Source organism: Pseudomonas sp. HMSC076A11 (assembly GCF_001810205.1).
GTDB classification, from domain to species: domain Bacteria; phylum Pseudomonadota; class Gammaproteobacteria; order Pseudomonadales; family Pseudomonadaceae; genus Pseudomonas; species Pseudomonas aeruginosa.
Window position 1 is genome coordinate 364851 of sequence record NZ_KV800314.1, and the last position, 24173, is coordinate 389023.

30 protein-coding genes and 1 pseudogene are annotated in these 24173 nt (G+C 65.9%); 11 read left to right on the top strand and 20 right to left on the bottom strand.

Annotation, left to right across the window (positions count from 1 at the left end; all coding sequences use genetic code 11):
* The 12 genes from HMPREF2716_RS20105 to HMPREF2716_RS20160 all read right to left on the bottom strand — a co-directional run.
* Window positions 1-187 (bottom strand): RebB family R body protein (locus HMPREF2716_RS20105; RefSeq protein ID WP_045108267.1); only part of this gene is annotated, 187 nt, incomplete at its 3' end.
* A gap of 150 nt (window positions 188-337) precedes the next feature.
* Complete coding sequence (locus HMPREF2716_RS20110; RefSeq protein ID WP_003090901.1) at window positions 338-883, bottom strand: hypothetical protein; 546 nt, start codon at window positions 881-883, stop codon at window positions 338-340.
* 53 nt (window positions 884-936) lie between these two features.
* Window positions 937-1164, bottom strand: coding sequence for a hypothetical protein (locus tag HMPREF2716_RS20115; RefSeq protein ID WP_023517760.1), 228 nt, complete (start codon window positions 1162-1164; stop codon window positions 937-939).
* Window positions 1165-1187: 23 nt separating this feature from the next.
* Window positions 1188-1382 carry a hypothetical protein gene (locus tag HMPREF2716_RS20120; protein ID WP_003116569.1) on the bottom strand — a complete coding sequence of 65 codons (195 nt, stop codon included), beginning with the start codon at window positions 1380-1382 and terminating at the stop codon, window positions 1188-1190.
* 10 nt (window positions 1383-1392) lie between these two features.
* Window positions 1393-3534, bottom strand: a complete 2142-nt coding sequence (locus HMPREF2716_RS20125; RefSeq protein WP_023517759.1) for a hypothetical protein — start codon at window positions 3532-3534, stop codon at window positions 1393-1395.
* Between the two features lie 50 nt (window positions 3535-3584).
* Window positions 3585-4217, bottom strand: coding sequence for a hypothetical protein (locus HMPREF2716_RS20130; protein WP_003108962.1), 633 nt, complete (start codon window positions 4215-4217; stop codon window positions 3585-3587).
* A 30-nt stretch (window positions 4218-4247) separates the two neighbouring features.
* Entirely contained in the window at window positions 4248-4490 is a 243-nt protein-coding gene (locus tag HMPREF2716_RS20135) for a RebB family R body protein (RefSeq protein WP_003090893.1), read from the bottom strand.
* A gap of 69 nt (window positions 4491-4559) precedes the next feature.
* The gene (locus HMPREF2716_RS20140; protein WP_003090892.1) at window positions 4560-5153 is read right to left on the bottom strand and encodes an RNA polymerase sigma factor; all 594 of its coding nucleotides are present in this window, start codon (window positions 5151-5153) and stop codon (window positions 4560-4562) included.
* A 65-nt stretch (window positions 5154-5218) separates the two neighbouring features.
* Window positions 5219-5944, bottom strand: coding sequence for a Crp/Fnr family transcriptional regulator (locus HMPREF2716_RS20145; protein WP_003108957.1), 726 nt, complete (start codon window positions 5942-5944; stop codon window positions 5219-5221).
* 264 nt (window positions 5945-6208) lie between these two features.
* Window positions 6209-6619, bottom strand: coding sequence for a PA2817 family protein (locus HMPREF2716_RS20150; protein ID WP_023517758.1), 411 nt, complete (start codon window positions 6617-6619; stop codon window positions 6209-6211).
* Between the two features lie 58 nt (window positions 6620-6677).
* Entirely contained in the window at window positions 6678-7058 is a 381-nt protein-coding gene (locus tag HMPREF2716_RS20155) for a PA2816 family glutamine-rich protein (protein WP_003119883.1), read from the bottom strand.
* A gap of 128 nt (window positions 7059-7186) precedes the next feature.
* Window positions 7187-9634 (bottom strand): acyl-CoA dehydrogenase, encoded by a 2448-nt coding sequence (locus HMPREF2716_RS20160; RefSeq protein ID WP_003108955.1) that lies wholly within the window; start codon window positions 9632-9634, stop codon window positions 7187-7189.
* 152 nt (window positions 9635-9786) lie between these two features.
* Between HMPREF2716_RS20160 and HMPREF2716_RS20165 the strand changes: the two genes are divergently transcribed.
* From HMPREF2716_RS20165 to HMPREF2716_RS20180, 4 genes are all read left to right on the top strand, one after another.
* Complete coding sequence (locus HMPREF2716_RS20165) at window positions 9787-10458, top strand: transglutaminase-like domain-containing protein (RefSeq protein WP_003098789.1); 672 nt, start codon at window positions 9787-9789, stop codon at window positions 10456-10458.
* Between the two features lie 114 nt (window positions 10459-10572).
* Window positions 10573-11193 carry a glutathione S-transferase family protein gene (locus HMPREF2716_RS20170; RefSeq protein ID WP_003162387.1) on the top strand — a complete coding sequence of 207 codons (621 nt, stop codon included), beginning with the start codon at window positions 10573-10575 and terminating at the stop codon, window positions 11191-11193.
* A gap of 75 nt (window positions 11194-11268) precedes the next feature.
* Entirely contained in the window at window positions 11269-12201 is a 933-nt protein-coding gene (locus tag HMPREF2716_RS20175; protein WP_003090885.1) for an ABC transporter ATP-binding protein, read from the top strand.
* A complete protein-coding gene (locus tag HMPREF2716_RS20180; RefSeq protein ID WP_003122535.1) occupies window positions 12198-12977 on the top strand; it encodes an ABC transporter permease in 780 nt (259 codons plus the stop codon). Before HMPREF2716_RS20175 ends, HMPREF2716_RS20180 begins: the two co-directional genes overlap by 4 nt.
* Window positions 12978-13027: 50 nt before the next feature.
* Here the strand turns inward: HMPREF2716_RS20180 and HMPREF2716_RS20185 are convergent, their stop codons facing one another.
* Together HMPREF2716_RS20185 and HMPREF2716_RS20190 are read right to left on the bottom strand one after the other, a co-directional pair.
* On the bottom strand, window positions 13028-14359 hold the full coding sequence (locus HMPREF2716_RS20185; protein WP_070621993.1) for a sensor histidine kinase: 1332 nt from the start codon (window positions 14357-14359) through the stop codon (window positions 13028-13030).
* The gene (locus tag HMPREF2716_RS20190) at window positions 14356-15036 is read right to left on the bottom strand and encodes a heavy metal response regulator transcription factor (RefSeq protein WP_003098784.1); all 681 of its coding nucleotides are present in this window, start codon (window positions 15034-15036) and stop codon (window positions 14356-14358) included. The genes HMPREF2716_RS20185 and HMPREF2716_RS20190 overlap by 4 nt, the downstream gene beginning before the upstream one ends.
* A 125-nt stretch (window positions 15037-15161) precedes the next feature.
* Between HMPREF2716_RS20190 and ptrA the strand changes: the two genes are divergently transcribed.
* The 3 genes and pseudogenes from ptrA (at window position 15162) to queF (ending at window position 17081) form a co-directional block, all read left to right on the top strand.
* Entirely contained in the window at window positions 15162-15353 is a 192-nt protein-coding gene (gene ptrA / locus HMPREF2716_RS20195; protein WP_003090881.1) for a T3SS anti-activator PtrA, read from the top strand.
* 171 nt (window positions 15354-15524) lie between these two features.
* A pseudogene (locus HMPREF2716_RS20200) lies at window positions 15525-16133 on the top strand (plastocyanin/azurin family copper-binding protein).
* A gap of 117 nt (window positions 16134-16250) precedes the next feature.
* Complete coding sequence (gene queF, locus HMPREF2716_RS20205; RefSeq protein WP_003098780.1) at window positions 16251-17081, top strand: NADPH-dependent 7-cyano-7-deazaguanine reductase QueF; 831 nt, start codon at window positions 16251-16253, stop codon at window positions 17079-17081.
* A gap of 66 nt (window positions 17082-17147) precedes the next feature.
* Here queF and HMPREF2716_RS20210 read toward each other — a convergent pair whose 3' ends face one another.
* From HMPREF2716_RS20210 to HMPREF2716_RS20220, 3 genes are all read right to left on the bottom strand, one after another.
* Window positions 17148-17411 (bottom strand): DUF4404 family protein, encoded by a 264-nt coding sequence (locus HMPREF2716_RS20210; RefSeq protein ID WP_003090878.1) that lies wholly within the window; start codon window positions 17409-17411, stop codon window positions 17148-17150.
* A 73-nt stretch (window positions 17412-17484) separates the two neighbouring features.
* Complete coding sequence (locus tag HMPREF2716_RS20215; RefSeq protein WP_003090877.1) at window positions 17485-18066, bottom strand: phosphonate degradation HD-domain oxygenase; 582 nt, start codon at window positions 18064-18066, stop codon at window positions 17485-17487.
* Complete coding sequence (locus HMPREF2716_RS20220) at window positions 18063-18806, bottom strand: HAD superfamily inactivated hydrolase PcrP (protein ID WP_003162384.1); 744 nt, start codon at window positions 18804-18806, stop codon at window positions 18063-18065. The genes HMPREF2716_RS20215 and HMPREF2716_RS20220 overlap by 4 nt, the downstream gene beginning before the upstream one ends.
* A gap of 133 nt (window positions 18807-18939) precedes the next feature.
* Between HMPREF2716_RS20220 and HMPREF2716_RS20225 the strand changes: the two genes are divergently transcribed.
* The gene (locus HMPREF2716_RS20225; protein WP_003104061.1) at window positions 18940-19659 is read left to right on the top strand and encodes a UTRA domain-containing protein; all 720 of its coding nucleotides are present in this window, start codon (window positions 18940-18942) and stop codon (window positions 19657-19659) included.
* Between the two features lies 1 nt (window position 19660).
* Here HMPREF2716_RS20225 and HMPREF2716_RS20230 read toward each other — a convergent pair whose 3' ends face one another.
* Window positions 19661-20065: an acyl-CoA thioesterase gene (locus HMPREF2716_RS20230; protein ID WP_003104059.1), complete on the bottom strand. Its 405-nt coding sequence runs from the start codon at window positions 20063-20065 to the stop codon at window positions 19661-19663.
* A 102-nt stretch (window positions 20066-20167) separates the two neighbouring features.
* Here HMPREF2716_RS20230 and HMPREF2716_RS20235 point away from each other — a divergent pair, with 102 nt between their 5' ends.
* Complete coding sequence (locus HMPREF2716_RS20235) at window positions 20168-20872, top strand: MlaA family lipoprotein (RefSeq protein WP_003114777.1); 705 nt, start codon at window positions 20168-20170, stop codon at window positions 20870-20872.
* 57 nt (window positions 20873-20929) lie between these two features.
* Here the strand turns inward: HMPREF2716_RS20235 and pilZ are convergent, their stop codons facing one another.
* On the bottom strand, window positions 20930-21229 hold the full coding sequence (gene pilZ, locus HMPREF2716_RS20240; RefSeq protein WP_003104055.1) for a cyclic di-GMP-binding protein PilZ: 300 nt from the start codon (window positions 21227-21229) through the stop codon (window positions 20930-20932).
* A gap of 246 nt (window positions 21230-21475) precedes the next feature.
* Here pilZ and rssB point away from each other — a divergent pair, with 246 nt between their 5' ends.
* Together rssB and rssC are read left to right on the top strand one after the other, a co-directional pair.
* On the top strand, window positions 21476-22660 hold the full coding sequence (gene rssB, locus HMPREF2716_RS20245) for a two-component system response regulator RssB (protein ID WP_003119890.1): 1185 nt from the start codon (window positions 21476-21478) through the stop codon (window positions 22658-22660).
* Window positions 22657-23139 (top strand): anti-sigma factor antagonist RssC, encoded by a 483-nt coding sequence (gene rssC, locus HMPREF2716_RS20250; protein ID WP_003104052.1) that lies wholly within the window; start codon window positions 22657-22659, stop codon window positions 23137-23139. Before rssB ends, rssC begins: the two co-directional genes overlap by 4 nt.
* An 87-nt stretch (window positions 23140-23226) precedes the next feature.
* Here rssC and tal read toward each other — a convergent pair whose 3' ends face one another.
* On the bottom strand, window positions 23227-24150 hold the full coding sequence (gene tal, locus HMPREF2716_RS20255; RefSeq protein ID WP_003090868.1) for a transaldolase: 924 nt from the start codon (window positions 24148-24150) through the stop codon (window positions 23227-23229).
* Window positions 24151-24173 lie beyond the last annotated feature (23 nt).

Below are 24173 nucleotides of genomic sequence, written 5' to 3' on the forward strand. Positions count from 1 at the left end.
CGGCCAGGGCCAGGGCGTTCTGCTGTTGCTGGGCGCTCACCGCGTTCTCGAAGAGAATCCCGGTGGAGTGGGCCATGGTCTGGTAGATGGTGCCCAGCGCCATGGCTGGCGCCTCACCGACGACCTTGACGTTGGACTGGGTGACGGCATCGGTGATCTGGTCGTTGACTGCGGTCGGAAAACTCATAATGTGACTCCCTGTGAGTGAACGGCACGGCTCATGTCGTGCTGTCTTGATGAACGCTCCAGCCAGGGAGTTGTGAATCCGTCGGCGCCAGGCCTGGCGGGCGGCGAAAATGCAAGCGCCCCGCGAGGCGGGGCGCTTGTCGGTGCGGTCTCATGCGGCGGGCGGGTCGGGCTTGTCCGGCGGCGGTGCGGACGTGTTGTGGTTGCTCTGGTTGAAGATGGCGATAGCGTTCTCCAGTTGCTGCTTGAGCGAGCCGAAGTTCTGCTCGAAGCACAGGCGTACCTCGCTCTTCACTAGGTTGGCCAGGCGGTCGGCAATCTGCGACATCACCAACTGGTTGGCGCTTGCCTGGCCGCTCTGCAGGTGGCCGGGACGCAGTTCGGCCAGGCTGCCGGCGGCATTGACCGCCTCAAGAATCGCCTGCTCGCCGCTGTCCTGGGCGCGGAGGGCCTGGGTCGAGGCCTGCTGGACGTTCTGCAGGATCTGGCGGATGGAGCCTTCGGAACGCTGCCGGCCGTTCTCGATCACCTGTTCGGCCTGCTGTCGCGCGTGCACGGCCGGATCGCTGCTGGCGTCGTTGCCGAGGCCGAGCTGGAACTGTCTCAACTGCTCGTGTTCTTCGCTGGTGAGGGGGCGTTTCAGCCAGCGTTGCGCCAGCTGGACCAGATTCCTTCCCAATTCTTCCGAGATCGACATGCGCGGACTCCTCTGCGATAGACGCGCGGTGCGCGGGGTGTCGTGGCGAGGCTTCAGTACTGCTGCGTGCCGTCCGCCGAGGGGGCCTGCGCGCTGCCGCCGGTATCGCCGGGGTAGGCGGCGGCAGCGGCCTGCAGGGTGCTGTAGGCGGTGCTCAACTGCACCGCCAACTGTCCAAGGCTGGCCGGGTCGTCCACGCTGTCTCCCTGGAGCCAGCCTTGCAGGCATTCGGTGAGGAGTGCCTTGACCTGGGTGACGAGGGTTTCGAGTTCTTCCTTCATGACGCTTCTCCTGGGGTGGGTGCTCATCCGAGCAGTTTCAGCACGGCCAAGAGCTTGGCCGCATCGCTGTCCGATATTTCCAGCAGGCGCTTTCCGCTCGCCGGCCTGCTGGGGGGCGGTTGGTCCCGTGTCTCCTCGCTGGCGTCCGGCGAACGCTGCGCCGGGCGGTCCGCGGCGGCGAGCGCGCGGCGTCTGATGTAGCGTGCGTAGGCGCTCATCGGTCGCTCCTCAACTGCTGCGGGTGGAGATGCGCACGACCGAGGCGGGGGCGGCGAACCCTTCGAAGCGCTGCAGCTCTCGGTCCCGATGGGGCGCGCCGGCCAGGTCGACGGCGCCGATGGTTTCCTCCCAGTAGGCGCTGCCCAGTTGCACCAGCAGGCGTTGGGCATTCTCCAGCGAAGCGACCGGTACCCGGCCGTGGCGGTCCGCGGCGGCATAGTTGAGCAGGAGCGCCATGCGGATCGCTTCGTCCTGTACGTTGGAGTGCTCGACACCCTGGCCGTCGGCGCCCAGCAGATAGGAGCGCCAGTTGAGGACCTGGGCGAAGAGGCGCCGGTAGGCTTCGAACTGGAAGTAGCGATCCTCCTCGGAGCGGTAGAGCGCGCACTGACTTACGAAGAACTGTTCCAGCGCGGGTTTCGCCCAGCCGGGTGTACCCGGGAGGTGTTCGCCCAGTTCGTCGAAGCCGCTCTGGCTTTCCGCCAGGGCATGGACGTACTGCATCTGTTGTGGGTCCAGGCGCTGTTCGCCCTGGTAGGCGATGGCCAGGCTGAGTTCCTTGAGCTGGTCGGTGCCGACGTATCCGTCGAGATGGCGCAGGCCACGGTTCAGGCGGTATTCCTGCAGCGAGTCGAAGAGGCCGGAGGCGCCGGTAATGAAATTGCTTCCCAGGTTGGTGTCGAAGCACAGCTCGGGGAACTTGCTGGCCAGATAGTTGCGGTAGTAGTAGGCATGGCCGATGCGCAGGCTGAACAGATCGCTCTCCAGCAGGCGGCGGTAGTAGCTGTTGCCGTCGGCGTCGCGGCTGGCCAGCGCCTGGCAGAGGTTCACGACGTTGGTGCGGGCGTAGTAGGCGACCAGGGCCTGGGTAGTCCCGCTGGTGATGTCGAAGCGGCGTAGCCGCAGGCCGGAGGAGGTCAGGCTGTTGCCGAAAAACAGTTCGTCGAAAAGGCCGGCGAGGGCGCTGGGAGCCTTGTCACGGTCCTGCAGGTTCTCCCGTTCGCGTAGCCGCGCCTTGCCCTGGCCGATGGTGTTGCCATAGCACTTCCAGGCATAGGCGGAGAGCGCTGCGTAGAAATCGTCCAGCGCGTTGGCGTTGCGCAGGAAGTAACCGCACAGCGACCGGTTGTCGTCGGACACCCCGGTCCCCTCTCCACAATGGATGTGCAGGACCACCTTGCGGGTTTCCGGCTTGCCGTCCAGGTAGCGGCGAAACACCGCGGCCTGTCCGAGGAGGAAGTCGAAGAACTGTCGGTACAGGCCGGTAGCGGTCTCCATGCCGAGCAGGTCGATGCCGACCAGCCGGGCCTGCGGTGGCTGCCCCTGCTGTATTTCGAAATGACGGAGGATCCTGTGCAGCTCGGCATCGAAGGCGGCTTCGCTGGCATAGCCATGCGCGGTGTGGGCGAGCAGGCGGTAGGCGGTCTTCTCGGAGGCGTTGAATTGTTCGAACAGGGAATCGAGGACGGCCACCTCGTCTTCCCCCGTCGCCGTCTGGGTATGGCTGATTCCTTCGTGGAGGAGGAACCCCAGCGTCAGGCAGGCGAATTCGCCCGGATGGCGATCGCGGATGGCGCCGCGGGCCCAGTAGGCGTCGTCGAACGGCGTGTACTTGTTGCCGCTCCAGATCTTGCGGTTGAAGTAGCGGACGAACTGGTCCGTCTCGCTGTCGCGAACCGCGCTCGCACCGAGCAGTTCCAGGGTGCCGAGGTAGATCGCCGGCTGGTCGATGGCCGCTGGCGGCGAGGTCCGGCCAAAACGTTGTGCCAGGATGAGGCAGGCGAGATAGATGTTCTCCGCCGCGCATTCGCCGCGCAGGTAGCCCTGACGGTCGGTCGAGGCGAACGGATTGCGCCTGACCATCCGCTGCAGAGCCAGTTCGAACAGTTCATAGTGCGCGGCCTGGCGAGCCTCCTCCAGCGCCTTGCCGTCGACCTCCGGAGCGACGCCGCGGGCACTCATCAGCAGCCCGATCAGGGAAAGCTCCTGGCCTTTCTCCAGGCTCACCTGCCGCTCGCCGACGCGGAAGACCCGGCGGTCGCGCGTCCAGCGGCTGTTGCTTTCCACCGGCAGGATGCCGGCGAAGTGACTATGGAAGTCGAAGGGATAGCGATGGAACCTGACCGGTTCTTCCAGCTTGAAATAGGCCATGACGGCTCTCCTGTGCCAGGGCCGGACGCCGCCGGCCCCGCCGGTGGTGGCTACGATTGGGTGTCCTTGCCGCCGCGACTGGCGAGGGTCTCGCTGTACTTGGCGATGCTCTGGTCGATCTTGTCGATGGCGAAGCTGGCCGATTCCGCCTCGATCGCCCCGGCCGCCGCGGCTACCGCGGCGGCAGCGCCCATCAGCAGGTCGGTGGCAAGGGCGCCGAGCGCGTCCTCGGCAGCCTGGGCCAGCTTGTTTTCGGCGATGTTCTGGGTCATCTGCCGGAGCAGGATCGCCTGGCTGGCCAGGGCGATCTTGCTGACTCCGTCGAAGTAGCTGGCGGCGGATTGCGCCACCAGCCCGGAGGCCTGGCTGATCATCATGTTCGGCGCGATGGCGATCTGCGACGGCGCATAGCCGGCGGTTTCGCTGTTGCTCATCTGCACCGCCTGCACGACTTGACTGTTCAGGGCGCTGGTGTCCGGTGGCGGCGCCTCGGTCTGCTTGAGCAGGCGCTCGCTCATGCCGGCCAGCGGCGAAGGGCGCGACGGCAGCTTCACGTCGCCGTTGGCGGACGCCCTGCCGCCGCTGGCTGGCGTCTGCCGGCCGGCCTCGCCGGGGGCGGCGGCTTGCTCGCTGTCGCCGGATGGCGCGGGCGCGGGCGCGGATTTCTTGCCGAAGCCGAACATGTCTGGGCACTCCTGGGATCAAGGGGCGGGTCAGATACCTTTCTTGTCTTCTATCGCCATGATCATCGACACCGCCTTGGAAACCACCGCGGTGGAGATCTGGTTCAGGGCCTGCTGGCTGTAGACTGCGTTCTGCAGGGACAGGCCGGCGGAATGGCTGGCGATCTGGTAGAGCGCGGCGATGGCCTGGGCCGGGGCTTCGGCGACCACCTTGACGTTGGTCTGGGTGACGGCATCGGTGATCTGGGCATTCACAGCCGTGGGGTCAGCCATGGGACTCTCCTTGAATGGGCAGGTGCTCGTCGGGCAGGGGGGCCGGTCGCACGGGCCTCGACTCGCTTGTCAGGAATGAACGCGGCTGCGTCTGTCTTGTGAAACGTCGCCGGCGAAAAAGTCGGCGCTCAGCCGCGAGCGCAGCAACTGCACGCGCTTGCGCACCAGCGGCGGGGCTATGCCGAGCTGGCTGGCGATGTCGGCATAGGGCAGTTCCTCGATGAAGCGCAGTTCGAAGAGCTGCTGCTGTTGGCGCGACAGCGAGGCCAGGGCCTTGTCCACCTGGTCGAGACGTTCCAGCTGCTCCAGGCGTTCCAGCGGCGAGCCGACGGCGGCGAAGCGCTCCAACTGGCCATCGTGCAGGTCGATGCCGCGGTCGATGAGGCGGTCCTCGCGGATCTGGTGGCGCGCGCTGTCCAGGTAGACGTGTTCCAGGACCAGGAACAGGAAGCCCTGGGGGTCGCGTACCCGCTCCGGTGACTGGCGCAGGAACAGCAGCGCCTTGACCGCGGTGCTCGACAGCCATTCTTCGGCCCGATGGCTGTTGCCGCGCGCAAGGCGTTGTGCGCGTTTGCGCAGGCCAGCCTGCGCGGCACGCCAGCTTTCCTCGAACAGGCGATCGGAACCGGTTTCGTTGCCGCCTGGCTGATTCGGACGATCCATAACCGCTACCTCCCTGGTTGCTCGTGTCGGCGAGCAGTCTGTGAGGCGGGCGGTGGGCGAGGCTGTTACCTGGGTGACAGGGGCGCGGCTGGTAGTTCGGCCTTGCGTCGCAGGCGACCGAGGTCGTTGATCAGGATCCGGTCGTTGCGGCAGCTGATCAGCCCTTCGCGTTTCCATATTTGCAGTTGCGCGTTGAGCTTCGGCCGGCTGGCGTTGAGCATCGCTGCTAGGATGCTCTGGTTGGTCGGTAGCGTCGCGCAGGCTCCCTCGGGTTGTTCGCTCGCCAGGCTGGCCAGGAGATGGCGCGCCAGGCGCGACTCCAGGCGATGCAGGCAGACCCTCTCGACGAAACCGGAGGCTTCGCGCAGGCGCGAACAGAGGAGGGCCAGCGCGCGGTTGAGGAATTCCGTGTCGGCGATCAACGGGGCGAAGTGACGTCGGTGGAGGATCAGCACCGACGCCGCGCCGGAGGCGTAGGCGGAGGTCTCGCGGCGGTTCGGCTGGATCAGCGCGGTTTCCCCGATCACTTCGCCAGGACGGATATCATTGACGATCAGCTCCCGCCCGTCCGGCCCGTAGAGCACGGTATAGAGGTGTCCGCCGAGGACCAGGCCGATGAAGTCTTCAGGGTCGTGCTTGAGGAACAGGACGTCCTTGTCGCGCAACCGGCGCTCCGACGCATGGGTCGCCACGTGCCGCAGCAGATCGGGCAGCCCGTGCAGCAGCGGGCACCGTTGCAGCAGGGTGTAGTGGCGTGAACAGCGGTCTTCCGTTGACTCGTTCGAGTGCATGCCTGCGCCTTCGCCAGATTGATCGGCAGCTCCGGCGAGGTACGACATGCTCGCTGCAGAGCAATCAGTGGGGACGTGTGCGGCGAAGGGGTGTGAAGCTCCGGCTACCCGGCAGAACTGCTAGGTACGGACTCGGCGCGCTCCGGCAATCGGGCGGGCGGTCCGTTTTTTATTCGGAAAGGGTAGCGAGGTTTGGGCTGGCGGGAGGCGGCCCCGAGCGCACGGATGGCGGTCGGGGCGGGACGGCCGGTGGCCGTGACGGGCTCAGTGCCGCGGGCTGTCCTCGGGCAGCGCGAGCAACTGCTTTTCGCGGTTCCAGTCGAACGTTTCGCCGCGCTCTTCGGCTTCGTAGCGGCGCTCGTCGAGGCGCTGGAACAGGTCGATCTCTTCGTCCGGCATGAAGTGCAGGCAATCGCCGCCGAAGAACCACAGAAGGTCGCGCGGTATCAGGTGGGCGATCTGCGGATAGCGGTGGAAGACCTGGGAAATCAGGTCCTGGCCGAGGTATTGGGCGCCTTCCGGGTCGCGCGGCAGTTCGTCCATCAGTTCGTCGAAACGCTCGAGGAACAGCCCGTGGTTTTCTTCCGGCACCTGCTCGGCCTCGCCCAGGGCGCCGAGGATGTTGCGCAGGTGCTGGAGCAGGGCGAGGTGGTGCTCGAGGTAGGAGTTGGCCATGACGGGTCCTCTGGAAAAAAGCTGGGCAGTATAAAGGGTTTCGCGGCGCCGGCCAGTTTCAGCGGATCGCCGGGGACTGGCTCTGGCGCCGGCGGTTTTCCAGTTGCCGGCGTTCGCTGTCGAGGCGCCGCTGGTCCTGCTCCAGGCGCCAGCGCTGCTGGTCCAGTTGCTGCTGGCGGATCAGGTTGTCCTGCATCTGTCGTTGCTGCCGTTGCCGCTGCAGGTTCTGCTGCTGGCGTTGCAGTTGATCCTGCTGCAATTGCAGGCGTTGTTCGTCGAAGCGCTGGCGCTGTTCCTGGAGCTGGCGTTGGCGCTGTTCGCCGGCGCGCTGCACCGCCTGCTGGTGCGGCTGCACGCCATAGGGCGCAGGCGGTGCGGCCTGCGCCGGGGGCAGGAGGAGAAACGAGGCTGCCAGGCCGGTGGCAAGTAGCTTGAGCATGATGGCCTCCCGTACGTCAGGGATGTGCCCGTCGATTCTAGCCAATCGCCCGGGTTTGGGTGGGTGAAGACGACAAAGGCGCCGGAAGGCGCCTTTGTCGGTTGCGACTGTCGCTTTGCCGCGGAGTGTCAGCGGATCCTGCCGTCGGCCAGTTGCAGTTCCTCCTTGGCGAAGTCGTCGACGTCGATCACCTTGCGCCGTGCCGCTTCGGCCTGGTGCAGGGCCTGCGCCTGCTCGGCGCTCAGCACGCCGGCGGCGGCGCCGGCATCGATCGGGTTCTGCCCCGCTTGCGGCTGGACCCTGCCTTCCTTGATCGCCTTGTGCAGGGTTTTCTCCAGCGCGGCGCTTTCGCGTACCGCGTCGAAGGCGTGGGCGAGGGCACCGACCGGGTCCTGCGGGTCTTTCGGCAGGAACGCGCCGGCGAGGATCGCCTGCAACGCCGGGTCGTCGTCCGGACGGCCGAGGATTTCCGCGATCTCGGCGTCCAGTTCGTCGCCCGGCCCTTTGTGCCGGCGGCCGAACGGCAGTACCAGGACCTTCAGCGCGCAGCCGAAGAAGCGGCTGGGGAAGTTGTTCAGCAGGTCCTCCAGCGCCGCCTCGGCCTTGCCGAGGTTTTCCTCCATGGCCCAGCGCAGCAGCGGATGCAGGTAGTCCGGGTTGCCCAGGTCGTGGTAGCGCTTGAGCGCCGCCGAGCCCAGGTAGAGATAGCTGAGGACATCGCCGAGACGCGCGGAGAGGCGTTCCTTGCGCTTCAGTTCGCCGCCCAGCAGCATCATGCTGAAGTCGGCGAGCAGGGCGAAGGACGCCGCCAGGCGGTTCAGCGCGCGGAAGTAGGGACGGCTGATGCGGTCGCCGGGCGCGTTGCCGAGGTGGCCGCAGCTGAGACTGAGGAGGAAGCTGCTGGCGGCGTTGCCGACGGCGAAGCCGATGTGCTTCACCAGCAGCGCGTCGAACTCGCGGGCGGCCTGGTCCTTGTCCTCGCGCTGGGCCAGTTCCATTTCCTTGAGCACGTACGGATGGCAGCGGATCGCGCCCTGGCCGAAGATCATCAGGTTGCGCGAGAGGATGTTCGCGCCTTCCACCGTGATGAAGATCGGCGCGCCCTGCCAGGAACGACCCAGGTAGTTGTTCGGGCCCATGATGATGCCCTTGCCGCCATGGATGTCCATGGCATGGGCGATGCACTCGCGGCCGCGCTCGGTGAGGTGGTACTTGAGGATCGCCGAAAGCACCGAGGGCTTCTCGCCGAGGTCCACCGCGTTGGCGGTGAGGATTCGCGCGCTGTCCATCAGCCAGGCGTTGCCGCCGATGCGGGCGAGCGCCTCCTGGATGCCTTCGAAGGCGGCGATCGGCACGTTGAACTGCTCGCGGACCTGGGCGTAGCGACCGCTGACGTAGCTGCTGGCCTTGCCGGCGCTGGTGCCCACCGCCGGCAGCGAGATGGAGCGTCCGACCGACAGGCAGTTCATCAGCATCATCCAGCCTTTGCCGATCATTTCCTGCCCGCCGATGATGTACTCCAGCGGCACGAACACGTCCTTGCCGGAGTTCGGACCGTTCATGAAGGCGGCGCCCAGCGGCACGTGGCGGCGGCCGATCTCGACCCCGGGGGTGTCGGTGGGGATCAGCGCCAGGGTGATGCCCAGGTCCTCCTCGTCGCCCAGCAGATGGTCCGGGTCGTGGCACTTGAAGGCGAGGCCGAGGAGGGTGGCCACCGGGCCGAGGGTGATGTAGCGCTTTTCCCAGGTCAGGCGCAGGCCGAGCACCTCGCGACCTTCCCATTCGCCCTTGCAGACGATGCCGACGTCGGTCATGCCGCCGGCATCGGAGCCCGCGTAGGGGCCGGTGAGGGCGAAGCAGGGGATGTCGTCGCCCTTGGCCAGGCTCGGCAGGTAGCGCTGGCGCTGCTCGTCGGTGCCGTAGTGGAGCAGCAGCTCGGCCGGGCCGAGGGAGTTCGGCACCATCACCGTCGAGGCCAGGTCGCCGCTACGGGTGGCGAGCTTCATCACCACCTGCGAGTGGGCGAAGGCGGAGAAGCCCTTGCCGCCGTACTCCTTGGGAATGATCAGGCCGAAGAAGCCGTGCTGCTTGATGAAGGCCCAGGCTTCTTCCGGCAGGTCCATGCGCTGGCCGATGTCCCAGTCGCTGACCATGGCGCAGAGTTCTTCGGTCGGGCCGTCGACGAAGGCCTGCTCTTCTTCGGTGAGTTGCGCCTTGGGGTAGTCGAGCAGTTTCTGCCAGTCCGGGCGGCCGCTGAACAATTCGCCATCCCACCACACGGTGCCCGCCTCGATGGCCTCGCGCTCGGTGTCGGACATCGGCGGCAGGACTTTCTGGAACCAGGCGAACAGCGGACCGCTGAGCACGCGCCGGCGCAGGTCGGGCAGGGCGAGGGGAAGCGCCACCGCCAGCCAGAGCAGCCAGAAGACCAGCAGCAGCCAGCCGGGCGCGTGGCTGAACACGCCCATCAGGATCAGGTAGGCGGCGCTGATGCCGAGCGCGGGAGCGGGTGGGGTACGCCGATGGGCGAGGTAAGCGACACCGAGTACCAGTACGACTAACCAGAGCAACAACATGCGGAATCCTCCATGAAGACGCCAGGCGGCGTCTCGAGCTTAGCCCGTTTGCCGCCGTTTGGCGGCAGGGCCGGTCAGCTTGGCCGGTTTGTCACGTTATAGGCGAAAACTTCCCGTTTAGACTGGGACAAATTGCCCGCCGGGAGCCCGCCATGCAGTCCTACCTACAATCCGGCCGCTTCGTGGATAGTGACCACCCGGTGGTGGTGGAGTTCGCGGAAAAATCCCGGGGGAATTCGGCGAAACCGCGTGACCAGGCGGTCGCGCTGTACTACGCGGTACGCGACGGGGTGCGCTACAACCCCTACGTGTTCAGCCGCGATCCGCAGACCCTGAAGGCCAGCCACGCGCTGCAGCAGGGCGAGTCCTATTGCGTGCCCAAGGCCATCCTGCTCGCCGCCTGCGCCCGGCATTGCCGGATTCCGGCGCGGATCGGCCTGGCCGACGTGCGCAACCACCTGGCCACGCCGCGCCTGCTGGAGGCGCTGCGCAGCGAGGTGTTCGCCATGCACGGCTATACCGAACTGTACCTCGAGGGCCGCTGGGTGAAGGCCACCCCGGCGTTCAACCGTGCCTTGTGCCGCGCCTTCGACGTCGCTCCGCTGGAGTTCGACGGCGTCGCCGACAGCGTCTTCCATCCATTCAACCGCCAGGGCGAGCGCTACATGGAGTACCTGGCCGATCACGGCCAGTTCGCCGACCTGCCGGAGGAACTGTTCTTCTCCCACTTGCAGCAGCACTATCCGCACCTGTTCTCCGGCCGCCCGCTGGCCCTGGACGGCGATTTCCAGGCCGAGGCCGGGCAAGATGAAGGGCGTCGATAGTCACCATCAGCCGGCGCGTCTTCCTTCTTCGGTCCATCCTCGGTAGGGTGCGGCATGTCGTCCGGGCGCTCCGGCGACCCATCCGCCGCATCAACCGAAGAGGGAACGCAGAGTATGTTGACCATCTGGGGCCGGAAGAACTCGAGCAATGTGCGCAAGGCGCTGTGGTGCGCCGAGGAGGCTGGCCTGGAGTACCGGACGGTGGATGCCGGCGGGGCGTTCGGCCTGGTGGATGAGCCGGCGTTCCGTGCGATGAACCCGAACGGTCGGGTGCCGGTGATCGAGGACGACGGCTTCGTCCTCTGGGAGTCCAACGCCATCGTCCGCTACCTGGCCGCCCGCTATGCGCCGGGCGACCTCTATCCGCAGGACCCGGTGCGCCGCGCCGACGCCGACAAGTGGATGGACTGGACCACCTCGACTCTCGCCGGGCCGTTCCGCGACCTGTTCTGGGGAACGCTGCGTACGTCGCCGGAGCAACGCGACGAGGCCCTGATCGCAAAGGCGTTGCAGACCTGCGGCGAGTTGCTGCGGGTGCCGGACCAGACCCTGGCCGGCCAACCCTGGCTGTCCGGCGAACGCTTCGGCATGGGTGACATTCCCCTGGGCTGTTTCATCTACGCCTGGTTCGAGATGCCCATCGAGCGCCCGCCGCTGCCCCACCTCGAGGCCTGGTACCTGCGCTTGCGCGAGCGCCCGGCGTTCCGCACCGCGGTAATGACCGAACTGACCTGAGCCGGCTACTGTTGCATTTTGTTACCCGTAGCCTTATCTAGCTCTTCCTCTTCACCTTCCGACACGGGAAGCCTAATGAGTTCCGCCCTGTCCATCCGTCAATTGACGAAAACCTACGGCAACGGTTTCCAGGCCCTCAAGGGCATCGACCTGGACGTCGCCGAAGGTGATTTCTTCGCCTTGCTCGGCCCCAACGGCGCGGGCAAGTCCACCACCATCGGGATTCTCTCGACCCTGGTGAACAAGACCAGCGGTTCGGTCTCGGTGTTCGGCCACGACCTCGACAAGGACCCGGCCGGCCTCAAGCGTTGCCTTGGCGTGGTGCCGCAGGAGTTCAACTTCAACCAGTTCGAGAAGGTCTTCGACATCGTCGTGACCCAGGCCGGCTACTACGGCATCCCGGCGAAGATCGCCAAGGAGCGCGCCGAGCGCTACCTGACCCAGCTGGGGCTGTGGGACAAGCGCAACGAAGCCTCGCGGATGCTCTCCGGCGGCATGAAGCGACGCCTGATGATCGCCCGCGCGCTGGTCCACCAGCCGCGCCTGCTGATCCTCGACGAGCCCACCGCCGGGGTCGACATCGAGTTGCGCCGTTCGATGTGGAGCTTCCTCACCGAACTCAACCAGGAAGGCATCAGCATCATCCTCACCACCCACTACCTGGAAGAGGCGGAGCAGCTCTGCCGCAACATCGCCATCATCGACCACGGCGAGATCGTGCAGAACACCAGCATGCGCGACCTGCTGATGACCCTGCATTCGGAAACCTTCCTGCTCGACCTGAAGAACGTCCAGGCCCTGCCGCCGACTCTCGACGGCTACCCGACGCGTCTGGTGGACGATCACACCCTCGAAGTGCAGGTGGAGAAGAGCCAGGGCATCAACGACCTGTTCGCCCAACTGGGTGCACAAGGCATCGAGGTACTGAGCCTGCGCAACAAGACCAATCGCCTGGAGGAGCTGTTCGTGTCGCTGGTGGAGAAGAACCTGACGAGGATCGCCCGATGAGCAGCGAACTGAGCGCCAACCTGGTCGCCCTGAACACCATCGTCTACCGCGAGGTGCGCCGCTTCACCCGGATCTGGCCGCAGACCCTGCTGCCGCCGGCGATCACCATGGTCCTGTACTTCGTGATCTTCGGCAATTTGATCGGCCGGCAGATCGGCGACATGGGCGGCTTCACCTACATGGAATACATCGTGCCCGGCCTGATCATGATGTCGGTGATCACCAACGCCTACGGCAACGTGGTGTCAAGCTTCTTCGGCAGCAAGTTCCAGCGCTCGGTGGAGGAACTGCTGGTGTCGCCGGTGTCGCCGCACACCATCCTCCTCGGCTACACCATCGGCGGCGTGCTGCGCGGCCTGGCGGTGGGGGTGATCGTGACCCTGCTGTCGCTGTTCTTCACCAAGCTGCAGGTGCACCACCTGGGCATCACGGTACTGGTAGTGGTACTGACCGCGACCATCTTCTCCCTGGGCGGTTTCATCAACGCGGTGTTCGCGCGCAACTTCGACGACATCTCGATCATCCCGACCTTCGTGCTGACGCCGCTGACCTACCTGGGCGGGGTGTTCTACTCGATCAACCTGCTGCCGCCGTTCTGGCAGACGGTGTCGCTGGCCAACCCGATCCTGCACATGGTCAACGCCTTCCGCTACGGCATCCTCGGCGTCTCCGACATCCGCATCGGCGTGGCCATCGGCTTCATGCTGCTGGCCACCGCGGTGCTGTATTTCGGCTGTGTACGGCTGCTGGTGAGCGGGCGCGGCATGCGCCAGTGAAACGCTCGACGGTATGAAGCACGAAGCCCCCGTCATGGGGGCTTCGCGTTTCACGGGCGCGGGCGGGCGAAATCGATGACGAAACGGGTCCAGCCGTCGGCTGATTCGCAGCGAATCTCGCCGCCGTGGGCCTGGACGATGGAGCGGCAGATCGCCAGGCCGAGCCCGGCGTGTTCGCCCTGGCCTTCGCGGCGCGCCGGATCGGCACGATAGAACCGGTCGAACAGGCGCGGCAAGCGCTCGGGAGGAATCGCCGGACCCTGGTTCTCCACGCTCAGGCGTCGGTCGCCGAGACGGATACGTATCTCGCCGCCATCGGCGGTGAAGCGCAGGGCGTTGTCCAGCAGGTTGGCCAGCACCCGCCGCAGCATGCCGCGGTCGCCGGGCAGGCTCAGGCTGCCTTCGCGCAGCAGGCGGATGTCGCGGTCTTCCGCCAGCGGCTGGTAGAACTCCAGCAGCGAGTCGACTTCCGCGCCCAGGTCCAGGGCCTGGCGGCTGGGCGCCAGCAGGCCGTGGTCGGCCTTGGCCAGCAACAGCATGTCGTTGACCATCGCGGTGAGCCGTTCCAGCTCCTCGAGGTTGCCGTGCAGGGCCTCGCGATAATCCTCCAGCGAGCGTGGGCGGGACAATACCACCTGGGTCTGGGTCAGCAGACTGGTGAGCGGGGTGCGCAACTCGTGGGCGATGTCGGCGGAGAACGCCGAGAGGCGCTGGAAGGCTTCTTCCAGGCGCGCCAGCATGGCGTTCAGCTCGCCGGCCAGTCCGCGCAGCTCCTCTGGCATCCGGCTGGCGTCGAGGCGGGTGGTGAGGGAGTTGGCGGAAACCCGCGCGGCGACTTCGCGCATCCGTCGCAGCGGCGCCAGGCTGGCGCCGGTGGCCCAGGCGCCGAGCAGCGCCGTGGCCAGCGCCGACAGGCTCATGGTCAGCCAGATCAACTGGCGCATGCGTTGCAGGAAGTGCTGGTGATGACTGATGTCGAGGATCACGGTAAGTCGCGGCGAAGCGTCGTTGCCGGGCTCCAGCGGGGCGCCGAGTTCGCGGTTGGCGGGCAGGCCGGGATGCGCAGGCTGCGGCAGGCGCTCGAACCAGAGGTTGCCATCCGGGCCGTTCAGACGCAGGCCGAGGTCGGGATGGCGTGCCAGTTCGCGCAGCAGTTCCGCTTCGCGGCGGCGCATCTGTTGTTCCGAGCCGAGGCCGCGCAGCTCATCGCGAAACACCGCGAGCTTGGCGGACATCGCTATATGGTCGAGCTCGACGAAATGCTCGTCGATGGCCCTGCTGAAGATCAATCCGGCGATCAGCGAGACCGCCGCCGTGCAGGCGGCGAACAGCAGGCTCAGGCGGACGCCGAGGGACATCCGCGAGCCGAACCCGGCGCTCATTCGTCGCGCTCTTCGAGAACGTAGCCCATGCCGCGCACGGTATGGATCAGGCGCTGCGGGTAGTCGTCGTCGACCTTGGCGCGCAGGCGGCGGATGGCCACCTCGATGACGTTGGTATCGCTGTCGAAGTTCATGTCCCAGACCTGCGAGGCGATCAGCGACTTGGGCAGCACCTCGCCGCTGCGCCGCAGCAGCAGTTCGAGCAGGGCGAACTCCTTGGCGGTGAGGTCGATCCGCTTGCCCTGGCGTTGCACCCGGCGGCGCAGCAAATCGAGTTCGAGGTCGGCCAGTTGCAGGGTGGTCTCCTGCAACTGCTGGCTGCCCCGGCGCAGCAGGGTGCGCACCCGGGCGAGCAGTTCGACGAAGGCGAACGGCTTCACCAGGTAATCGTCGGCGCCTTGTTCGAGGCCGCGCACGCGGTCCTCTACGGCATCGCGGGCGGTCAGGAACAGCACCGGTACGGTCATCCCGGCGTCGCGCACGCTGCGCAGGATCTGCCAGCCGTCACGGCCGGGCAGCATGACGTCGAGGATCAGCAGGTCGTAGTCGCCGCCCAGGGCCAGTTGCTCGCCCTCGTTGCCATCGTCGCTCAGGTCGACGGCGAAGCCTGCCTCGGCGAGCCCCTGGCGCAGGTACTGGCCGATGCGCGGTTCGTCTTCGACGATCAGCAGTTTCATGTTCATCCCTCGTTACATTTGCCGGCCATGCCGACCTGTTTCTGACAGCATCGTAATCAGTGGGTAACGGGGGCGACAGTGGCCCCCGCGCAGACTACAGGGGAACTCATTCGAGGAGACTTCCCATGCGTACCTTCACTGCCTCCACCCTCGCTTTCCTGCTGGTCCTCGCCCCGACCGTTCCGGCCATGGCCGACAGCGGCGGCGACATCGTCTTCGAGCGCATGCAGGCCCAGGCCGCCAAGGCTCGTGCCGCGCACCAGGAGAAACTGGCGAAGCAGGCCGAAGCGACGAAGAAGGACAAGGAAAACTGCTGATCGCCAGTTCTTCCACCCCCGGCTCCACACGGGATGACGGAGGGCTCCGATCCCGTCTTCACCCGCCACCGGTTCCCTGGTTTCCGGTCGGCGGGTTTTTTATGCCCGTCGGTGGCGCTGGGCGATCTTAGCCTTCGCGGTCCGCAACGGCGGCAAGCTGACAAAGATGTAATGCTCCCGACAGCCAGCCGGCAGGCGCAGCGACACAGGATAGGCGACATCAACCCGATGGAGATTCCCCGTATGTTTCCGCGCCGCCTGCTTCCCGCTTCCCTGATCGTCCTCGGCGTGCTTTTCGGTGCCAGCGCCCAGGCTTCACCGGCCCACGGCCAGGCCTTCGGCAAGCCGGCCCAGGCCGCGCAGGCCAGCCGCAGCATCGAGGTGGTGCTCGGCGACATGTACTTCAAGCCGCGGGCGATCGAGGTCAAGGCCGGCGAGACGGTCCGCTTCGTGCTGAAGAACGAAGGCAAGCTGTTGCACGAGTTCAACCTGGGCGACGCGGCGATGCATGCCGAGCACCAGAAAGAGATGCTGGAGATGCAGCAGTCCGGGATGCTCACCCCGACCGGCATGGCGTCGATGGACCATAGCCAGATGGGTCACGGCATGGACCATGGCCGGATGATGAAGCACGACGACCCCAACAGCGTACTGGTCGAGCCGGGCAAGAGCGCCGAGCTGACCTGAACCTTCGCCAAGGCCACCCGGCTGGAGTTCGCCTGCAACATCCCCGGCCACTACCAGGCCGGGATGGTCGGTCAACTGACCGTGCAGCCCTGAGCCGGCGGACGGCCGGCGTGAAGATGCCGGCCGATCCGTATACACTTGCCGCCGCCCGCCAGTGCGGCGCGGCGCGCGGGGAAGGGCCCTGCGCGATTCATCCAGCAGGTTTCCCTCATGCAGCATCCCGCCGAACATTCGCCGCTGGGCAAGACCAGCGAATACGTCTCCAGCTACACGCCGTCGCTGCTGTTTCCCATTTCACGCACGGCGAAATGGGCCGAGCTTGGCCTGAGCGCCGAGACCCTGCCTTATCGCGGCGTGGATATCTGGAACTGCTACGAGCTGTCCTGGCTGACCCCGGCCGGCAAGCCGGTGGTGGCGATCGGCGAGTTCTCGATCCCGGCGGACTCGCCGAACATCATCGAGTCGAAGTCGTTCAAGCTTTACCTCAATTCCCTCAACCAGTCCGCCTTCGATAGTCGCGAGGCGCTTCGCGCGGTATTGCAGAAAGACCTCTCGGCCGCTGCCGGGGCGCCCGTGGGCGTGCGCCTGCGCAGCCTCGACGAGGTTGCCGAGGAGGGCATCGGGCGTCTGCCGGGGCGCTGCATCGACGAGCTGGACATCGCCGTCGACGGCTACGAGCAGCCGCGCCCGGAACTGCTGCGCTGCGACGCCGGGCGGATCGTCGAGGAGCAGCTCTACAGCCACCTGCTCAAGTCCAACTGCCCGGTCACCGGCCAGCCCGACTGGGGCACCCTGGTGGTCGACTACCGGGGCCCGGCGCTGGACCCGGCCAGCCTGCTGGCCTACCTGGTTTCCTTCCGCCAGCACCAGGACTTCCACGAACAGTGCGTCGAACGCATCTTCCTCGACCTGCAGCGCCTGTTGCAGCCGCAGGCGCTCAGCGTCTACGCGCGCTACGTACGCCGTGGCGGCCTGGATATCAATCCCTACCGCAGCCTGGCGGAGGTCGCACCGGACAACCGACGCCTGGTGCGCCAGTAACGCCTCGCAACACGCGGATACGAAAAAGCCCCGGCCATGCCGGGGCTTTTCATTTCGGCAAGTCGTTCAGATACCCATGTTGGCCAGGCTCTGCACGATGGAGCGGAGCGTGCCGGCGAGGGTCGGGTGGCTGACCTCGAAGCGCTCGACGGCGAGGTTGACCCCATCGACCAGGCTGCCTTCGTTGAGGGCGTCCTCGTTGGCCAGTTTCAGTTCGATGTCCCTGATCAGGAGTTCCAGTTCGGCGCGCTGCTCTTCGTTCAGCGGCGGTTGTTGCTCCAGTTGCTCGCGCAGGGCGGACAGTTCGCGCAGCAGACTCTCTTTCGGCATGGTATTTCCCTCGACGTACAAGTCTTCGGTGGACCTCCGGCGGGCGCCGAAAGGTCCGTCCATGCCGAACAGATTAACCTGTCGGGCGCAGATGTGCGCGATCCGGATCAATCCGCAGCAGGCGTTCCAGCAGCGGGAAGAAGTGCGTCAGTTCGGGGGTGCGCATGGCCGGGTCCTTGGCCAGGTCGTCGAGGCGGCGCAGGGTCAGGCCGTCCTGGGCATAGGGCGCCTTGATGTAGGCCGCGGCGGCACGCTCGTCGAACGGCCCGCCTTGCAGCACCAGGCTGTGCCGGGAGGCCGGCGACAGGCTGGCGTGGTAGCTCGGGTCCACCGCGCAGAGGAAGCGCTTGGCCGATACGTGCAGGCGCACCGGCTGCCAGACCGACTCTGGGAACAGCTCGCGCAGCAGGCGTGCGCCGAATTCCTCGTGGCGCAGGTCCTCCTCGTCGATCTGCGCCGGGTCTTCGTAGAGGTGGCCGATATCGTGCAGCAGGGCGGCGACTACAAGGCTGTCCGAGCAGCCGGCGCGCTCGGCCAGGGTCGCACACTGCAGCGCGTGCTCGGCCTGGCTGACTGCCTCGCCATAGGGCTCGGCGCCATGGCTGGCGAAGCGTTCGGCCAGTTCGTCGAGAAAGCGGTGACGGGCACGGCTCATGGTTTTTCTCCTTTCAGGCGGCGGACGGCGAGGTCGTGCAGGCAGGGTTGCAGCTCGCCCAGGTGATCGATCACGGAATGCACGCCCAGGCGGTACAGTTCCAGGGTGGCGTCGGCACGCAAGCGGTCGCGCTCGGTATGTCCGAGAGCGTCCCAGTCGGCTGGCGAGAGGCCGCACGACGGCCCGCTGGCGGCCAGGCCGATGGTCCATAGCCCGGCATTGAGTCCGGCCTGGAGTTGACGCGGTTGGGCGCTGACCAGCACGCAGCCGTCGAGGCGCTCGATGCCCAGCTGGGCGAGGGCCTGCCAGCAGCCATCGGGGGCCGGCCAGGGGCGCGCGCCGGCGAGGGGAATCAGGGCGTCCGCTCGGCCGAGCGGCGCGGCAAGGCGCTGGCAGACCGATTCCGGTAGCTCGTCCTGCCAGGCGTAGGGAATCCGTTGTTCGTCCAGGCTCTCCAGCAGGGCCACGGCACCGGCGATGGCTTCGGCCTGTTCCTCGGCGGCTTCGTCGAGGGCCTGCTCCAGGCGCTGGCGCTCGTTCTTGTTCGGCTTGCGCTGCAACAGGAAGCTTTGTGCCTCGGCGAAGGGCAGCAGACTGGCGTCGCGGAGGTGTTCGGCAGGGCTATGCGGATGGCTGCGCAGCAGCGCCAGGGACAGGGTCCGGGCGCCGAAATCCACCAGGCCGCCGGAGAGTCCGAAGAGCAGGGCGGTGAAGCGCGGGAGTTGGTCGGAGCTGGGCATGCGAAAGGCGTCTGGCAAATGGTCTAGGCCAGCCTAGAGGGGTTTTGTGACGCCGCCGTGACGTTTTCGTGGCAGTGGCGATAGGCCGACGGGCTGCCGTTATAATCGGCCGGTCTGAATCAGCGAGGCCGTCATGCCGGTCGATCAATCTCGTCAGTACCTGCGCATCCGCGACCAGCTCGCCGCGGATATCGCCCAGGGTGTGCTGCAAGTGAAACTTCCCTCCGAGCGGGAGTTGGCCGAGCGCTTCCTGTGTACCCGCATCACCCTTCGCGAAGCCCTGCAGCAATTGGAAACCGAAGGCCTGGTCTATCGCGAGAACCGCCGCGGCTGGTTCGTCGCGCCGCCGCGGATCCGCTACAACCCGACCCGTACCACCGGCTTCATGGAATACGTCAGCGCCCAGGGACGCCAGCCGCGTACCGAGACGCTGCACGCCGAGCGGCGTGCAGCCGGCGCCTGGCTGGCCAAGCGGATGGGGCTGGAGGACAGCGCGCCGGTGTATTTCCTGCAACGGCGCCGCTGGGTGGACGAGCGTCCGGTGCTGATCGAACTGATCGCCCTGGATGCCGGGTGGTGCCCAGGCCTGCTGGACCACGACCTCGATACTTCGCTGATGAGCCTGCTGCGCGAGCGTTTCGGCCTGCAGCCGACGCGCTGCCAACTGGCGATGCACCCGACCGCGCTGAACGCGGCCCAGGCCGAGCCGCTGCAACTGGCGCCGGGTTCGCCGGCGCTGTACCTGGAGCGACTGAGTTACGCGGAGGGGCAGAGGGTGGTCGAGTTCGACCAGGAGTTCTGGCGTCCGGACGCCCTGGAGATCGTGCTCGACGCGGCCTATCCGGGCGCCTGAGTCAGGCGATCGCGGCGCGTATGCTGTCCGGCACGGGCGTCGAACGGTTTTCCGCGTGGCGCACCCAGACCAGCTTGCAGTGGCCTTCGCCATAGGTGCCTTGCGGATCTTCCAGGGTGTGCAGGCGATGTTCCAGTACCAGGCTGCTGGTGCCCAGCTTGCCGGCGTACAGTTCCACCACCACGGTGGCCGGATGCACCACCGGCTTCAGGTAGGTGTGCAGGCTTTGCAGCACGACCGGCCCCTCGGCAGCGCCTTCCAGGTCGATGCCGAGGGTTTCGAACCAGGCCACCCGGGCCTCTTCCAGGTACTGGAAATAAAGGGTGTTGTTGACGTGCCCGTAGCTGTCCATGTCGCCCCAGCGCACCGGGATATGGGCCGTGTGTAGCAATTGTCTGTCAGCCATCTCGTAACTCTTCTAGTCTCAAAATCGATGCGAGCCTATATACTGCGCGCACGCTGAAGCCGCGCTGGCGGCCAAGACTAGTCATGCAAAGGAGATACAGCAATGCGCGCCCGCGGCGTGAACTGGATCGAACGTAGTGCCCGAATCCTGGCTTGCGCCAGCCTCGCATTGGCACCCACGCTGTCCCTGGCGGCCAGTGAAGAAGACCCTTGGGAAAGCATCAACCGTCCCATCTTCACCTTCAACGACACCCTGGACACCTATGCGCTGAAACCGCTGGCCCAGGGTTACCAGAAGGTCACCCCGAACTTCGTTCAGGACGGCGTGCACAACTTCTTCAACAACCTCGGCGACGTGAAGAACCTGGCCAACAACCTGTTGCAGGCCAAGTTCCACAATGCCGGCGTGGACACCAGCCGCCTGCTGTTCAACAGCACCTTCGGCCTGGCCGGCTTGATCGACGTGGCGACCCCGATGGGCCTGCAGCGCAACGATGAGGACTTCGGCCAGACCCTGGGTTATTGGGGCGTCGGCAGCGGCCCGTACGTGATGCTGCCGTTCCTCGGCCCGAGCACGCTGCGCGATGCCCCGGCGAAGATCCCGGACATCTATGTCAGTCCCTACCACTACATGGACGACGTACGCGCGCGCAACGTGATGTTCGGCATCAATACCGTCGACACCCGTGCCAACCTGCTGAAGTCGGAAAAACTGATCAGCGGCGACAAGTACATCTTCATCCGCAACGCCTACCTGCAGAACCGCGAGTTCAAGGTCAAGGACGGCGAGGTGGAGGACGACTTCTAAGTCGACCCGCTTCGTGCGACACCTGGAAAGGCGGCCCTTGGGTCGCCTTTCGTCGTTTCAGTGGATCGCGACGATGCTCAGCCCCAGGCTATGCCGACCCGGGCCGAGGCGTTCGCAGCGCACCACGCGGGCTTCCAGTTCCAGGCCGGTGAGCGTCTCGTGGGTGGACGGGATGCTCACCCGCAGGTGGTCGCCCGGAGCCAGCTCGCTTTGCGCTTCCAGCAGCAGCCCGCTGGCGGACAGGTCCCGGCACAGGGCCACCGACTCGCGGCCTTCGCAGCGGATGGTGACCGGGGTGTCGAGCTTCATGCGGATGAAGTCGCGCTTCTCGCTGTAGTTGTGCTCGATGGGCTGCATGGGCTGATCCTCATGGTCGGGGCGATGGGAGGGCGACTGGCAATCCTGGCGATTATCGTCAAAGTTTATACCGTGCGGACGGGATCGGACGGACAAAGGCGGATTTTCCGGCAAAGGTCAACGGCTTGAACTGCTCAACGGATGGGAGTACCGTCTGCGCCTTGTCGAACCCCGTAGCCGCGCTGTTGTCACTTACAATAAGCGCCTAGGACCCACTGTTTCCGGCGCCGTTTGCCTGGATGACCCATGCATAAAGTCAGTGCCACGCTGCTGATCATCGATGACGACGAGGTGGTGCGCGAAAGCCTCGCCGCCTACTTGGAAGATAGCAACTTCAAGGTGTTGCAGGCCCTCAACGGTCTGCAGGGCCTGCAGATCTTCGAAAGCGAACAGCCGGACCTGGTCATTTGCGATTTGCGCATGCCGCAGATCGACGGCCTCGAACTGATCCGCCGCATCCGCCAGACCGCTTCGGAAACGCCGATCATCGTACTTTCCGGAGCCGGCGTGATGAGCGATGCGGTGGAAGCCTTGCGCCTGGGCGCCGCCGACTACCTGATCAAGCCCCTGGAAGACCTCGCGGTGCTCGAGCATTCGGTGCGCCGGGCCCTGGATCGCGCCTACCTGCGGGTCGAGAACCAGCGCTACCGCGACAAGCTGGAAGCCGCCAACCGCGAATTGCAGGCCAGCCTGAACCTGCTCCAGGAAGACCAGAACGCCGGCCGCCAGGTGCAGATGAACATGCTTCCGGTGACGCCGTGGAGCATCGAGGGGCTGGAGTTTTCCCACCGGATCATTCCGTCGCTGTATCTCTCCGGCGACTTCGTCGACTACTTCCGGGTCGACGAGCGACGCGTGGCGTTCTACCTGGCCGACGTTTCCGGCCATGGCGCTTCCTCGGCCTTCGTCACGGTGCTGCTGAAGTTCATGACCACGCGCCTGCTCTATGAGTCGAGGCGCAACGGCACGCTCCCGGAGTTCAAGCCGTCCGAGGTGCTGGCGCACATCAACCGCGGCCTGATCAACACCAAGTTGGGCAAGCACGTGACCATGCTCGGCGGGGTCATCGACCTGGAGAAGAACAGCCTGACCTACAGCATCGGCGGCCACCTGCCGCTTCCTGTGTTGTTCGTCGAAGGGCAGGCGAGCTACCTGGAGGGCCGTGGCCTGCCGGTGGGCCTGTTCGACGATGCGACCTATGACGACCGGGTCATGGAGTTGCCGCCTTCCTTCAGCCTGTCGCTGTTTTCCGATGGCATCCTCGATGTGCTGCCAGGAGCTACGCTGAAGGAGAAAGAGGCTTCGCTACCGGAACAGGTGGCAGCCGCCGGAGGCACCCTCGACGGGCTGCGCCAGGTCTTCGGGCTGGCCAACCTGGCGGAGATGCCGGATGATATCGCCTTGCTGGTGTTGAGCAGGAACCTTGCATGAGTACCGGTAAAATCCAGTTTGCCGAACAGAACGGCTCCTTCGTTCTGAAATTCGTCGGTGAGGTCCGCCTCACCCTGTGCTCGGCCCTGGATTCCACCATCGAAAAGATCTTCGCTGCGCTGAATTTTTCGGCGATCATCATCGATCTTACGGAAACCCAGAGCATCGATAGCACCACGCTCGGCCTGCTGGCCAAGCTGTCCATCCTGTCGCGGCAGAAAATCGGCCTGTTGCCCACGCTGGTGACCACCAATCCGGACATTACCCGTCTGTTGCAGTCGATGGGCTTCGATCAGGTGTTCAATATCGTCGATCGTCCGATTCCGTGCCCGGAATGCCTGTCCGACCTGCCGCCGCAGGACCAGTCGGAAGATGTGGTGCGCGACAAGGTCCTGGAGGCGCACCGCATCCTGATGGGCCTCAACGAATCCAACCGCGAAGCCTTCCACGACCTGGTCAGCGCCCTGGAGCGCCATTAACCGGTCGATCCCTTCCCGAATTCCTGCTGAATCCTCCGCTGCGCCGGAACGGGACGCCCTGCATGCGCGTCCCGCCGGCAGCGGCGATCAGTGGCGGGTCGCCAACTGGTATTCGAGCTTTTCCTGGTCGCGTGCGAACAGGCGGATGCCTTCGGCCAGCTTTTCGGTGGCCATGGCGTCCTCGTTCATCTGCCAACGGAAAGCGCTCTCGTCGAGCACCTGGCGCGGCTCGCCTTCGCCCGGCAGCAGCAGGCGCGGCAGCTCGCCCTGGGCGTCAGCCAGTTGTTGCAGCAGGTCGGGACTGATGGTCAGGCGGTCGCAGCCGGCCAGTTGCTCGATCTGGCCGAGATTGCGGAAGCTGGCGCCCATCACCACCGTCTTGTAGCCGTTGGCCTTGTAGTAGCGATAGATGCGCGAGACCGACTGCACGCCGGGATCCTCGGCGCCGGCGTAGTCGCGGTTCTCGCTCTTCTTGTACCAGTCGTAGATGCGCCCGACGAACGGCGAGATGAGGAACACCCCGGCGTCGGCGCAGGCCACCGCCTGGGCGAAGGAGAACAGCAGGGTCAGGTTGGTCTGGATGCCCTCGCGTTCCAGAATCTCGGCGGCGCGGATTCCTTCCCAGGTGGAGGCGATCTTGATCAGCACCCGCTCGCGGTCGATGCCCTGTTCGTCGTACAGCTCGATCAGGCGGTGGGCGCGGGCGAGGGTGGCCTCGCTGTCGAACGACAGGCGCGCGTCGACTTCGGTGGAAATACGTCCGGGAATGACTCCGAGGATGTCCTTGCCGACTGCCACGGCGAAGCGGTCGCAAGCCAGTCCGGCGTCGCCGCCGCTACCCGCGGTAGCCTGTCGAAGGTGCTCGGCGTAGCGCGGCAGGGCGGCGGCCTTGAGCAGCAGCGACGGGTTGGTGGTGGCGTCCACCGGCTTCAGGCGGGCAATGGCATCGAAGTCGCCGGTGTCGGCGACCACCGTGGTGTATTGCTTGAGTTGTTCCAGCTTCGAAGTCATGGCGAGGTCTTGTCAGGTGGGTT